This window comes from Candidatus Zixiibacteriota bacterium, from assembly GCA_040753875.1.
Lineage (GTDB): Bacteria > Zixibacteria > MSB-5A5 > GN15 > FEB-12 > DATKJY01.
Genome location: JBFMDV010000005.1, coordinates 92,727 through 105,556, shown reverse-complemented (window position 1 = coordinate 105,556; position 12,830 = coordinate 92,727). Strand labels below are relative to the sequence as shown.

The 12,830-nt window shown below is 56.8% G+C and carries 9 protein-coding genes; 6 read left to right on the top strand and 3 right to left on the bottom strand.

Annotated elements, in window-relative coordinates:
• Nucleotides 1–68 precede the first annotated feature (68 nt).
• The 5 genes from AB1644_01965 to AB1644_01945 all read left to right on the top strand — a co-directional run bounded on the left by AB1644_01965 (nt 69) and on the right by AB1644_01945 (nt 7,594).
• On the top strand, nt 69–2,252 hold the full coding sequence (locus tag AB1644_01965; GenBank protein ID MEW6049816.1) for a LysM peptidoglycan-binding domain-containing protein: 2,184 nt from the start codon (nt 69–71) through the stop codon (nt 2,250–2,252).
• 12 nt (nt 2,253–2,264) lie between these two features.
• Nucleotides 2,265–3,170, top strand: a complete 906-nt coding sequence (gene sppA, locus AB1644_01960; protein ID MEW6049815.1) for a signal peptide peptidase SppA — start codon at nt 2,265–2,267, stop codon at nt 3,168–3,170.
• 187 nt (nt 3,171–3,357) lie between these two features.
• The gene (locus AB1644_01955; protein ID MEW6049814.1) at nt 3,358–3,660 is read left to right on the top strand and encodes an HU family DNA-binding protein; all 303 of its coding nucleotides are present in this window, start codon (nt 3,358–3,360) and stop codon (nt 3,658–3,660) included.
• A 311-nt stretch (nt 3,661–3,971) separates the two neighbouring features.
• Entirely contained in the window at nt 3,972–6,233 is a 2,262-nt protein-coding gene (locus AB1644_01950) for a T9SS type A sorting domain-containing protein (GenBank protein ID MEW6049813.1), read from the top strand.
• 113 nt (nt 6,234–6,346) lie between these two features.
• Nucleotides 6,347–7,594 carry a hypothetical protein gene (locus tag AB1644_01945; protein ID MEW6049812.1) on the top strand — a complete coding sequence of 416 codons (1,248 nt, stop codon included), beginning with the start codon at nt 6,347–6,349 and terminating at the stop codon, nt 7,592–7,594.
• Between the two features lie 104 nt (nt 7,595–7,698).
• Here AB1644_01945 and AB1644_01940 read toward each other — a convergent pair whose 3' ends face one another.
• From AB1644_01940 to purD, 3 genes are all read right to left on the bottom strand, one after another.
• Complete coding sequence (locus AB1644_01940; protein ID MEW6049811.1) at nt 7,699–8,601, bottom strand: tetratricopeptide repeat protein; 903 nt, start codon at nt 8,599–8,601, stop codon at nt 7,699–7,701.
• A 69-nt stretch (nt 8,602–8,670) separates the two neighbouring features.
• On the bottom strand, nt 8,671–9,117 hold the full coding sequence (gene purE / locus AB1644_01935) for a 5-(carboxyamino)imidazole ribonucleotide mutase (GenBank protein MEW6049810.1): 447 nt from the start codon (nt 9,115–9,117) through the stop codon (nt 8,671–8,673).
• Nucleotides 9,118–9,123: 6 nt separating this feature from the next.
• The gene (gene purD, locus AB1644_01930; GenBank protein ID MEW6049809.1) at nt 9,124–10,407 is read right to left on the bottom strand and encodes a phosphoribosylamine--glycine ligase; all 1,284 of its coding nucleotides are present in this window, start codon (nt 10,405–10,407) and stop codon (nt 9,124–9,126) included.
• Between the two features lie 209 nt (nt 10,408–10,616).
• Between purD and AB1644_01925 the strand changes: the two genes are divergently transcribed.
• Nucleotides 10,617–12,782 carry a M14 family zinc carboxypeptidase gene (locus AB1644_01925; GenBank protein MEW6049808.1) on the top strand — a complete coding sequence of 722 codons (2,166 nt, stop codon included), beginning with the start codon at nt 10,617–10,619 and terminating at the stop codon, nt 12,780–12,782.
• Nucleotides 12,783–12,830: the final 48 nt, after the last annotated feature.

Genomic DNA, 12,830 nt, shown 5'->3' with positions numbered 1-12,830 from the left:
GGTTGTGCCGCGTATAACCGATAAATGGAGAAAACCCCATTGACCGATTCAATGGCGGCACTGTGCGTATGAAAAGACGATTTGAATTTGCGACATGGGTCCTTTTGTCTCTGGCTGGCGTTGCGCTGCTTCTCGCCGGTTGCGGCGGCTCTAAAGGGATGAAGAATAGTGGGCTCGATGGCGAATATCGGGCCGATCACCACGACAGCCTGGCGCCAGACACTTCAGACGGTTCTAATACCGACATTGACAAATTTGCTGCTCTACCGGCGGATTCGGAATCGATTCTGGACGACGAGCTTCTTGAGCAGTTAATACTGGATCCGGAATGGCCCAGCGACAGCGAATCGAATGGCAACGATTCCCTCTGGCGCATGTTCGCCATGGCCGAAGAATATTATGCCATGGGGGGGATCGCCAACCGCGAAGGAGGTTGGGAGGAGGCGCAGTATTATTTCGAACGCGCATTGAAAGTGCTCGCCGGTCTCGATGTCCAGACCGACTCCACGCTCACTCCCGAGGCGGTGAAATATAATACTCTGCTCGACAACATTGTCGCCGATTACCGTGTTGCTCTCCGGTCACTTGGCCGCCTTGGAGAAGACGCGGCGCCATCGGCTATTATCGAGCGGTTTGGTGACCTGGAGTCGAAACTCGAGCACGATTCCATGGTGGTGTTCAAGCGTGAGGGGGGACCGGCTTCCTACGACCTGCCGGTGGTGATGAATGACAGGGTGCGCAGTTCGATCGTGTATTTCCAGACGGTTGCCAACGACGCGTTCCGTCGGTACCTGAGTCGGTCAAGGAAATACAATCACCTGTTCAGCAAAGTCCTCGCCGAGTACGGCCTGCCGCAGGATCTCGTGTATCTGTCGTTGGTCGAATCGGGGTACAACCCCCACGCGTATTCGTGGGCCCGCGCGGTCGGTCTCTGGCAGTTCATCGCGAGCACCGGAAAACTGTATGGACTGGAACGAAATTGGTGGATAGATGAACGGAAGGACCCGGTGAAATCGACTCGCGCGGCGGCCCGTTTCCTCAAAGATCTCTACGACAAGTTCGGCAAATGGGACCTCGCGATGGCGGCCTATAACGGCGGGCCGGGACGGGTCGAGCGGACGATGAAAAGCCAGCGGACCGATGATTTCTGGAAACTCCGCCTCCGCCGTCAGACGATGGACTATGTGCCGCTGATCTATGCCGCTACCATTATCGCCAAGGAACCGGCCAAGTTCGGTTTTGGCGACGTGTTGTTCGAGCCGGCGGTGTACTGGGATGAGGTCGTCATCGATAGGTGCCTGGATCTGCGCGACGTGGCTTCGCGCGTTGGCTGCAGCGTGGACACCTTGAAAACCCTGAATCCCGAACTGCTTCGCATCTACACGCCGCCGAACGACAAGAACTACGCCCTGAAAATCCCGCAGGGGCTCAAGCAGAGTTTCTGGGCCGTGTACGAGCAGCTCGAGTCTCCCAAGGAGGCGGCGTTCGCACATCACAAAGTTCGTAAGCGCGAATCGATCGCCTCGATCGCGAGCAAATACGGCGTGTCTCAGTACGCCATACTTGAGGCGAACAATCTGCCCAAGGGCACGAAACTAAAGGCCGGGCGAGACCTGATCATTCCGATACCGGCTGACCACGCCTCAACGAGTACACCGTCGCCGGCGAAAAAAAGCGTCAAGAGAGCGATCAAGCCCACTGACGTTTCCGGGAGTGTGTATACTGTCCGCGAAGGGGACACGATGTGGGATATAGCCCGTGGTCTTGGCGTGACAGTAGACGAACTCCGGCGGGTCAACAACATGGACAAGCGAGCCCGCCTGCGCATCGGTCAGAAACTCCAGATTCCGGCCAGCGCTATGAACACCCCGCCCACTTCGACTTCAAAGACGGACGCTGGGAAGTCGCGCTCGTCCGCTCCTGCAAGTACGGCCGCCAAAGTGTCCGTCCATACGGTACGCTCGGGCGACAGCATCTGGGGTATCGCGCGGCTGTACGGTACATCGGTCGAATGGATCCGGCGGATGAACGGTCTGAGCAATTCGAGCCGGATTCACGCCGGCCAGGAACTGATCGTTCCCGGCGAGCAGGCCTCAGGCGAATACGTGGTGTATCGGGTGAAATACGGCGACACGCTGACGCGAATCGCCCAGAAGTACCGGACCACCATTGACAAGATACTGGCGCTGAACAGCCTCGATGACCCGCACCAGCTTAAGATCGGCGACCGGATCAAAATAGCAGTTGACTGAGGACGGAGTAAGATGGCACGGACGCGCGACGTCGTTATCGGAATCATTATTGCTGCGGCGTTTCTCATGGCGCTGGCAGTGTTTGCTTTCATGGTGATCGGGATGCTCTCGCAAACCGATGAACTCGAGTTTACCGGTCTGAGCGGCGGGGAGGTGGGTATTGTCGAGATGTTCGGCATTATCGACGAACAAAGCGCCCGTCCGGTCATACGGCAGCTCGATCGTTGGGCCAAGAGCGGCTCGATCAAAGCGATTATCGTACACATCGACTCACCCGGAGGCGTCGTAGCGCCATCGCAGGAGCTATACGATGCCATTATCAGGGCGAAGAAGGAGAAGCCGGTTGTGGCGGCGATGGCGTCGGTGGCAGCCTCCGGCGGCTATTATGTCGCCTGTGCTGCCGACCGCGTGATCGCCAACCCCGGCACCATCACCGGTTCAATTGGAGTCATCTTCCAGTTCCATACCCTCAAGGGACTTCTCGACAAGGTTGGGGTGGGCACAGAGACCATCAAGTCCGGCGAGCTCAAAGATGTTGGCTCATACGCCCGCCCGATGACCGAGAAGGAGCAGCAGATGCTCCAGGCGGTAGTGAGCAATACCTACGAGCAGTTTGTCGAGGTAGTGGCGGCTGGACGCCAGAAAGAGAAAGAGGAGATATATCCGTTGGCCGATGGATCAATATTCACCGGTCTGCAAGCCTATAATCTCGGCCTCGTGGATACCTTGGGTGGCTTGCAGCAGGCCATAGAAGTTGCGGCTGAGCTGGCGGATATCCAGGGAGAACCGAACGTGGTTCGGCCCTACAAGCGGGAAAAGATTTCCCTTTTTGACCTTATGGGTCAGATGGCCGGCAAAGTGAATGGTCAGATCGATCAGGCGTTCTCCGGTCCTCAGCTACTGTACCTGTATCAGTGAGTTAGCCCGCTTTTTTGTCGCTTTTTTCAAAAAATCGCTGGACAGCCGAAAAGTTTTTGTTTTCCTTTGCCGGCGACATAGAGTATCCTGCACTGCCCCAAAAGCTTATGGGCATGAAATGGATGACCGTGAGGCAGTGGATTCAGCCGGAGTTGTGGACAAAGAAACTAATGCAGTATAGACTCGATTGTCGAGGGAGGTCGCAGTGACGAAAGCGGACCTGGTCGAGAAGGTGGCCGAGAAAACCGGCCTGACACGAACGGACGTAGCCGTTGTTGTGGACTCTTTTCTGGACACGGTGAAGAAGGCCGTCGAGAACGGACACAATATCGAGATACGTGGCTTTGGCACATTCAAAATCAAGCTGCGTAAGGCTCGGAAGGCTCGCAATCCCCGCACGGGGGATGTGGTGCCGGTGCCGGATCGCAAAGTGCCGGTGTTCAAGCCGTCCAATGAGTTCAAGAACATGATCACCAAACTTTCGCTGTAACATTTGTCTAAGATGGAGGATTGATGCCCTGCGGTAGGAAACGTAAGCGCCACAAAATCAACACGCACAAGCGCAAGAAACGTAGACGCGCTGACCGTCATAAAAAGAAAGTACGCTAAGCCCTGTAGGAACAGCGGGCCCAACCGCACGGTGAAATCCTTCCCTGTGTGACCGCTTCAGTCCGGTTCTCGCGTGAAACCGCCAGACGCCGCGACGATGTATCCTTTTAGCCTGCAAGCGCTTCTCACAGCGGAAATGTTATGAATGCCTGCCTTCACCGGCAGGCATTCTTATTGCCATGGCGTTTGGCGGTGAAACACGCTCTTCTCATACCGACTGCGCTGGTATGCTTTGCCTTCGCCGTTGCAGCGAAGACCGCACGTGCCGACCGGACCGATTTCATGGTGAATGACGATGGCACGGTCGCTGAGCAGACACAGCCCCGCGTGGCGGTTTCATCGAACTGCTTCATCGTCGTTTGGTCTGACGCTCGCAACGGTAACAGCGACATTTACTACCAGAGATTCAGCTCAGTCGGCGCGGCCATAGGGCAGAATCAGCGAGTAAACGACGATACGACATCAGCACACCAGGCGGGTCCGGCTGTGGGCGTCGATTACGCGGGCCATTACACGACCGTCTGGCAGGACTATAGATATGGCACGTACCCATTTGATCCAGAGATACTAAGTCAACGCTTTGACACCAATGCGGCATTCCTGAGTACCAATGCCCGACTGACACTCGAATTGCCCGACTCCCTCAAGGAGAATCCGGATATCGCTTTGGCACCGTGGGGTGATGGGGTGGTGGTGTGGGCGGATTATCGTAATCGCAATTGGGATATCTACGGACAACGCATTTCCGCGAATGGCGCCCTGCTGGGAGTCAATTTCCGTGTCAACGATGACCTGGCCACCGCTCAGCAACATGCGCCGCGTGTCGCCGTGTCGCCGGACGGATGGTTCGTGGTGACCTGGTACGACAACCGCTCTGGCAATGACGACATCTACGCGCAGCGTTTTGATTCATCCGGTACGCGCTTTGGTCCTAATATCCGCGTCAGTTCCGATGGCACCAATGCCCGGCAGGCGTTTCCAGATGTAGCGGCTGACGCCATGGGGCATTTCACGATGGTCTGGACCGACTGGCGCAACGGTGTGTATCCGGCTAATCCCGACATCTACGCGCGAAAATACGATACTATCCTGACGCCTCTTTACTCCGACAGGAAGGTCAACTTTGATGTCAATGCCCGTCCGCAACGGGACCCGTCGATCGCAGCCGACCGGATGGGAAACGTCGCGATCCTGTGGGCCGATTCCACCTCCAGTTCGTGGGATATAGTGGGGCAGATGATCGATGTCGACGGAGTTGTGCGGGAGACGAATTTCCGTGCCAACAGCTCAGGAGACAGCGCGCAACTCCAGCCGGATGTCGCGCTCGATGGTCGCTATCGGTATGCCGTCTGGACGGACCGGCGTTCGGGACAATACGACATTTTCGCTTCCATCACCACCTACAATACACCTCGTCTGATCGCCGCACCGGCATCGCTGGCGTTCCGTATGTCGCCGGGAGGAGCTCTGCCGACATCGGCGCGCGTGGCCTTGAACCATGGCGGATACAACTCGCTGCATTTTCAAGTCACTGCCGCAGCCTCCTGGTTGAGTGTCTCTCCGACGAGCGGCGCGACGCCCGACACGCTCACAGTTTCCGTGGTCGACCAGTCGATGGCCGAAGGAACATATATTGCTGATATCACACTTATCGATACTGATCGCGCTGATTCATCGCAAGCCGTGCCGGTCCGACTTGAAGTATCCTCGGAGAGTCCGCTACAGAACAGCATCGCCATCACTTCCGCGGAAGTGCGGCCTGGCACGGTCCGCTCTGTTCCGATTACACTGACGCTTGTCACCAGCATTCAGTCCATTGTACTGCCGCTGAAATGGGACAGCACAGTGATCAGCGTGGACTCAATCCAATTCGATACCAGTATGCCTGCCACTGCGCTCATGGAATGGCTGCCCGACACGGTCCCTGGGCAGGCGATCATTCGAATGTTCGCCAACGGTACGGCTTTGTCCGTCGGTACACATGTGCTTGGGGAACTGTTCTTCACTGCCGGCCAATTGGTTGGTGTCAGCCCGATCGATACTACATCCATTGGCACCGGTCATCTTGAAATCATAACGGCCGAGGGGCAGTCGCTCGTTCCTTGGTTTGAGCGCGGGACGGTCACGGTCTCCCTGCCGACCTCCGCCGATGACCCCACAGAAACAGGATTACCCCAGGAATACACCCTTGGGCAGAATTACCCCAACCCGTTCAATTCTTCAACCGTTATCCAATATAGCCTGCCACGACGCAGCAGTGTGACGCTCGAGATCTTCAACATACTGGGGCAGCGGGTCGCCACGCTGGCAGTTGGCACGCAGGCAGCCGGGCAGTACCGGGCATCCTGGAGCGGCGAGTCGGCGGCCGGGCGTCTGCTGACATCGGGTATCTATTTCTACCGTCTTGAAGCCGCCGATGTGTCACTTGTCCGGAAAATGGTCCTGATCAAGTAGGCCTGCAGCCGGGATCATTCCGCCGGCATCAGACCTCGGGTCCCACACAACCTTTTCCCTGATTCCACGTAAACTCCCTCTATAAGAAGTTATTGCTTCACGATGGAGGATCTATGGTGCGTAGAGCAGGGCTGATCGCGCTGGCGGGACTGCTGGCGGTCGGGGGAGCGGTATTGGCAGAAGACAACAGCGGACGAATCTATGGCCGGATCACCACGACCGACGGTGACGTCTACCGCGGCCTTATCCGGTGGGACAAGAATGAGACAAACTGGTGCGATATCCTCAATGGAACCAAAGAGCTGTCGGACGAGGATCGGGACAGGTCAAGCCGCAGCCGTCGATCCAAGCGAACCACCCGAATAGAGGTGTTCGGTATAAAGATCGGTGAGTCTGACGGAGATTTCTCGTGGTCGGGCTCGGCCTCATCCGGGATTCGGTTTGGACATATCAAGAGTCTGGAAGTTGACGGGGATGACGAGGCAATCATCGAACTCAAATCCGGTCAGACGGTCACGCTGTCGGAGGGCTCCACTGATATCGGGTCGGACATAAGGGAGATAATCATCGAAGATGAAAAGCAAGGGGAGACCGAGCTCGCCTGGGACGATATAGAACGGGTCGATCTGGAGCCGGCGAAGACCGGCGAGGCCTCGGTGTTCGGTGAGAGACTTTATGGAACTGTGACGACCCGACGTGGGGATGAGTATACCGGGTTCGTGTGCTGGGACATCGACGAAGTGTTCACCAATGATCTCCTTGAGGGAGAACAGAAAGATCGGGATCGCAAGGTCAAGTTTGATCGGATCGCCTCAATTGCGCGCTATAGCGCAAGCGCGGCAAGCGTGGCGCTCAAGTCAGGCGAGGAGTTGGTCCTGCGTGGGAGCAATGATGTCGATGAGAGCAACCGCGGTATCCTGGTGGCGGATCCCGGATTTGGGCAGGTTCAGATCGAGTGGGATGATTTCGATAAACTCGTGTTCAGCCAGGCGCCGCAGCCACTCACATACGCCGACTTCGACGGTGGGCGGCCGCTGTCCGGCACCGTGTACACAGAGGATGGAGACAGCTACACCGGAACGATCCGATGGGACAACGATGAAGAGTCCACCTGGGAATTTCTTGATGGCGCCTATCGGAACTGCGAGTTCGACATTGAATTCGGCCTCATAAAAGAGATCTCCAAACAATCCTTCCGTGCCAGCAAGGTGACGACCTGGGATGGTCGCACCTTCGTGTTGCGGGGCTCCAATGATGTCGACGAGGACAACAAGGGGATATTCATAACCACTTCACCAAAGGGACGTGAGGTGGAAGTGGATTGGGACGAGTTTTCCCGCGTGGAGTTTACGCGCAAGTAAGCGTGGTGATTTCCGGGGCGGCACTGCCCGTGAATTCGGGCACCTGATAGCACAAGACCCTCTCGCAGGCGAGAGGGTCTCAAATCAACAGCAGCTTCTACCGTCTACAAACCCTGTTTCGCCTTTTTGGCGTCTTCAAGCTCTTTGATGTGCTGCTTGGCAACCTGCACGTCTCCGTTTGCCTTGGGGTTCCCCTGCGCGATGCGGACGAATTCTTTCCAGTTGGCGATATTCTGATCAGTGGCCTCCTGGTCCTTCGATTCCATCGCGACTGCGTAATTGTAGGCAGCGCGGAACCCTTTCGGATCGGCGGTCAGGGCCGACCTGAATGCCTTGGCGGCGCCGTCGTAATTCTCCTGCCCGAGATAGATCTTGCCCACAGCAAATTGGGCCTCATAGTTCTTCGCCTTTAACTTGATCGATTTATGATAGGCAGCCAGGGCTTCGGTAGTCTTGTCCTCTTTTTCAAGGCCTTTGCCCAGCCAGAAGTACGTCTGCTCATCAGCGCCGCCAAGCTCGTGGCATTTCTGTATCGTTGCCACCAACTCCGTGCTGTTCCCCTGCTTCAAACAGACCTTGGCCAGTTCCTTGTAGAGTGATGCGTTCTTGGGGTCAAGCGCGAGCGCCGATTTGTACGCCATCTGCGCCTCCACAAAGCGATTCAGCACGTACTGGACCCGTCCCAGGCTGGAGAAAGCCTCGATACTCTTGGGGTTTTTCTCCGTGGCCGACTGAAGCATCTTGGCCGCATCATCGTACTGCTTTTTCTGGAAATACACGGCGCCGAGGTTCAGGTAGGCGTCGAAATAGTTGCCGTCGGACGCAATAGCGCCCTTGAACGCCAGTACGGCATCATCGAGCTTTCCGGCCTGCATGGCGGTGACGCCCTGGTTGTATAACTCTTTCGCTTTCTCATCCGCTGATGCAACCCCTGGAAGCAATCCCCAAGCCACCAACCCCAGCGCCAGCAGTACAGGCAAGGCTCTCATCGTCGACTGTTTTGCCATGTAGTTCTCTCCTTTCCAATAGTTCCTGATATCTGATACACTTCTTGTTTCCATTTGGGTCCCGGCGCTTTACAGCGCTTGCCTGAACTCAGCCAACGTCTTGGCTATCTGCGGGTACTTGAGGGCCAGGATTCTGGCCGCAAGCACCGCCGCGTTGCGCGCCCCGGGGAGTCCTATGGCGACGGCGGCTACCGGGATTCCGGGCGGCATTTGCACTACCGAAAGCAGACTGTCAAGACCATCAAGAGCCGCCGGCAGCGGCACCCCGATGACCGGCAGGTTTGAATGCGACGCCGCCACGCCGGGCAGTGCCGCCGACAAACCGGCCATGGCTATAATAATTTCGTAACCACGCTGCTGTGCGTTTGCGGTCAGATCGGCAGTTTTCTCGGGGTGACGATGGGCTGACGAGATCTCGATATCCCCCTCGATTTGGAAGGCCCCAAGCTGCTCGCGGCACTTCTCGGCATATTCGAGATCACTCTTGGAACCAAGCAAAATGAGTACCTTAGGCATTTTACCTCATGCTTGCGGCTTGGCCTGCAGGACCCTGAACCCAATGTCCCGGCGATACGTGGCCCCGTCGAACCTGATCTTTTTGACCGCTGCGTAGGCTCGGTCCAACGACCCCTTTAACTCAGTATCCACGCCCACCACGCCAAGCACTCTTCCGCCCGCGGTGAGCCAGTTGCTGCCGTCTCGTCGCGTACCCGCGTGAAAGACAAAGACACCGTTGTCCTTGGTATTCTGCAGGCCGTTTATCGCCATGCCGGTGGAATACTGGCCGGGGTATCCCTTCGATGCCATGATCACGCACGCGGCCGCACCCTTGCGCCAGTCCAGCCTGCCGAAATTCCCGAGCTTCCGTTCCACCACCGCCATCATCAAGTCCACCAAGTCTGTTTTTAACAACGGCAATACCGCCTGGGTTTCCGGATCGCCGAACCGGCAGTTAAATTCCAGCACCTTTGGTCCATTTTCGGTCAGCATTAGTCCGGCGTATAGCACCCCGGCATAGTTGATCTCTTCGCTTCGCAGGCCGGCGATCGTTGGAGTCAGCACATGTTCTTCAATCTGCTCCAGGATCTCCGGTGTAACGAAATCCGTCGGACAATACGCCCCCATACCGCCGGTGTTCGGCCCTTTGTCCCCCTCAAGCGCCTGCTTGTGGTCCTGGCTGGGGAGGAGCGGTATGACCACCTTGCCGTCGGTCACCGCCATGATCGATACTTCCTGTCCGCTGAGAAACGACTCTACAATGATCCGGTCCCCGGCCTTGCCATAGATCCGCTTGAGCATCATGGCTTCGATCGCCGCGACTGCCTCATCAAGGGACTTGGCAACCGTAACACCTTTTCCGGCGGCAAGACCATCCGCTTTGATGACCACCGGATACTCCACGGATTTGCAGAACCCAATCGCTTCTGCCGCCATCTGGAACGTGCGGAACGGCGCTGTCGGGACGTGGTATTTCTGCATGAACTCCTTCGCGCGGATCTTGCTTGCTTCGAGCTGCGAGGCACGCTTGTCGGGTCCGAATATGCGGAGTTTTCGCCTCTGGAATTCATCAACTATTCCCTGCGCGAGCGGTTGTTCGGGGCCGACGACCGTGAGATCGATCTTGTTCCGCAGGGCAAAATCGGCCAGCGCCCGGTTAGACTCCAGCTTCATGTTGACGCACTTGGCCAGAAGCGAAATGCCGCCGTTGCCGGGGATGCAGAAGACTTTGTCGACTTTCTTGGACTGGCGGAGCTTCCAGATTATGGCATGTTCGCGGCCGCCAGAGCCGATCACCAATATATTCATCCAACTACCTGTTACACGGTTGAATCAATAAGTATACCGCCTGCGTCCTGAATTTCAACAGTTTTTTGAATGCTGGCATTGATCCGGCGGTTTCCCGTTGCCAAATCGGACAATTGGCTTATCTTGTTGCCAATACTTGCTCTAACAACGGCGGGCGGCTCCGGACCGGGGCGCCCCGGTAATCCACGCAACAGGGAGTTCGCTACACTATGATTCGTCAGGCAATTCTCCTTTCGTGCCTCAGCGCGCTGGCGTGCGTTCAAACGGCGCGGGCGGCGGCGGAGCCGGTCTCCCAGATCAAGGTTCACCAGATGACCAAGGCACAGTATCTGGACATGATCAGCCTAGGGCTTGACATTCTCGAAGCCGACGGGGACCAATTCGAGATACTGGCCAAGCCGGGGGACCTGGATAAGCTCCGCTTTCTCGGCATTTCTTACGATGTCGTTCAGGCGGACATGGCGGCGTTTTATGCTTCGCGTTACGAACCGACCGTCGACTACGGCGGTTTCCGGACGCTCTCGGAGATCGAGGCGTATCTCGACACGCTGGCTACCGTCTATCCCAATCTTTGCACTCAAAAATTCTCTATCGGCACGACGATCGAAGGTCGGCAGATGTGGGTGATCAAAGTCTCCGATAACCCTGCTGTCGACGAGAACGAACCCGAACTTTTTTACAACTCGCTTATCCATGCCCGGGAGCCCGCCGGTGCTGCTGCCTTACTGACGTTTATCGATTACCTATTGTCAAATTACGGCGTGGACCAGGGGATCACGGATCTTGTCGACAACAGGGAGTTCTATTTCCTCCCCGTCACCAATCCCGATGGCTATTACTACAATGAGGTCACCGATCCAACCGGAGGCGGCATGTGGCGGAAGAACCGTCGTGTTGTCGGCGGCGACTATGGGATAGACCTGAATCGTAATTTTTCCGCCCAATGGGGTTTCGATGACCTCGGCTCGTCTTCGCTGCCTGCATCGGAAACGTACCGAGGCACCGGCCCATTCTCCGAACCCGAAACACAAAACATCCGCGATTTTGTAAATGCCCGCCAGTTCGTCATATGCCACAATATTCACACCTATTCCAATCTGGTGCTCTGGCCGTTCGGCTACGACCGTATCTACACGCATCGCGACGATTTCTTCAACAACCTGGGGGACTCGATGACGCAGTTTAACGGCTACACGCCGCAAGTGAGTTGGGTGCTGTACCCGACGAACGGTGCGGCCGATGACTGGATGTGGGGAGATACTATCTCCAAACCTCGCATCATCTCGTTGACGACCGAGATCGGCGGACCGAGCGACGGTTTCTGGCCGCCCCCTTCGCGAATCCCGGTGCTGGAAGCCGAGAACATCGACCCGCAGTTGTTCCTGGCCAGGATTGCGGACAACCCCTATGTCATTGCACCGCCGACTGAGCCAATTCTCGCGGTGCCGGATTCCTCCGGTCCGTCGTACTCGGTGCACTGGCATGTCGATGATTCGATCAACACGCCGGTATCCTATCGTCTCTACGAGCTCACCGGCAAGCAGACGGTTACTGATGATGCGGAAGTGGACCACGGCTATTGGGACGCAGCCAGGATGATCCGTTCCACCGTGCGCAAACATGCCGGCACCTGGTCGTGGGGCAGCCAGAGCGCCAACCGTGCCAATCACTGGCTGGTCTCGCGGACGCCGTATCTGGTCACGTCGGGGGATTCCTTGCGCTTCTGGATTTGGTATGATATCGAGCAGGATTGGGACTACTTCTACGCACAAGTGTCGACCGACGGTGGCTACCAGTTTGCGAATCTGGCCAACGACCTCACCACCAACTCCGATCCGAACAATCAGAATCTTGGAAACGGTATTACCGGAAGTTCCGGCACTTGGGTGCGGGTGGCGTATGACCTGTCGGCATACGCGGGTCAGCAGGTCATTATACGCTTGTCGTATTTCACGGATTCATACACTCTCGGCCTCGGCGTCTGGCTCGATGATATCGGCAACGTGGATATGTTCGCCGGCTCGACGCAGATCGGCGGGACGATCATCGACACATCATACGCATTCACTAATAGGACGCCAGGAACTTACTGGTATCGGGCTCGCGCAACCGATGCTCAGGGTCAGGAGGGACGGCTCGGCAATCTGGTTGCCACCTCCGTGTACGACCAGCTCGTTGCGGGTGATTTCAACAACGACGGCACGGTTGATATCGGCGACCTCAGCGGTATGGTCGATTATCTGTTTTTCGGTGGCATCGGCCCTGACCCGTGGCAACTTGGTGATCTCAATTGCGACAGCGCGGTCGATATCAGCGATCTGCAGGCGCTGATCGATTATCTCTTCTTCGGCGCGCCGCTGCCGGTCTGTCCGTAATAGTGGCGAGATCTGTCCACAAGCACAAAAGCCGGCCCCTGTGTGGGC

What these genes read in the sequence shown, in the direction of transcription:
- AB1644_01965 (MEW6049816.1), top strand. Translation starts at nt 69, where the DNA reads ATGAAAAGACGATTTGAATTTGCGACATGGGTCCTTTTGTCTCTGGCT.
- sppA (MEW6049815.1), top strand. Translation starts at nt 2,265, where the DNA reads ATGGCACGGACGCGCGACGTCGTTATCGGAATCATTATTGCTGCGGCG.
- AB1644_01945 (MEW6049812.1), top strand. Translation starts at nt 6,347, where the DNA reads ATGGTGCGTAGAGCAGGGCTGATCGCGCTGGCGGGACTGCTGGCGGTC.
- AB1644_01940 (MEW6049811.1), bottom strand. Translation starts at nt 8,601, where the DNA reads ATGGCAAAACAGTCGACGATGAGAGCCTTGCCTGTACTGCTGGCGCTG.
- purE (MEW6049810.1), bottom strand. Translation starts at nt 9,117, where the DNA reads ATGCCTAAGGTACTCATTTTGCTTGGTTCCAAGAGTGATCTCGAATAT.
- purD (MEW6049809.1), bottom strand. Translation starts at nt 10,407, where the DNA reads ATGAATATATTGGTGATCGGCTCTGGCGGCCGCGAACATGCCATAATC.
- AB1644_01925 (MEW6049808.1), top strand. Translation starts at nt 10,617, where the DNA reads ATGATTCGTCAGGCAATTCTCCTTTCGTGCCTCAGCGCGCTGGCGTGC.